Raw genomic sequence first — 414 nt, forward strand, 5'->3', positions numbered from 1 at the left:
AGGATGAACAGGGCGATCGACAACGACGACGACAGCACGATCGCCGCATAGAGCCGATCGGACTGGTAGTTGAAGCTCGCCTGGATGATCAGCGCGCCGAGCCCTTTGTCCGAGCCGATCCATTCGCCGACGATGGCGCCGATGACGGCGGTGGCGGAGGCAATCCTGAGCGAGGAGAACAGCATCGGCAGCGCGGGCGGCAGGCGCAGGCTCCAGAAAATCTCCGAGCGCGTCGCCGATAGAACCCTGAACAGCTCGTGCTCGCTGCTGCTGGCCGAATCGAGTCCGCGGATCATGTTGACCAGCGTCGGGAAGAAGCAGATCACCGCGGCTATGACGATCTTCGGCGTCATGCCGAGCCCGAAGATCAGGATGATGATCGGCGACAGCGCCAGGATCGGGATGGTGTTGAAG

The 414-nt window shown here is 62.6% G+C and carries 1 protein-coding gene; it reads right to left on the minus strand.

From position 1 onward, the window contains the following. A partial coding sequence (locus EOA29_RS40465; protein WP_127222607.1) for an ABC transporter permease subunit occupies positions 1–414 on the minus strand: 414 nt, incomplete at both ends.

The organism is Mesorhizobium sp. M1E.F.Ca.ET.063.01.1.1 (assembly GCF_003998155.1).
GTDB lineage: Bacteria > Pseudomonadota > Alphaproteobacteria > Rhizobiales > Rhizobiaceae > Mesorhizobium.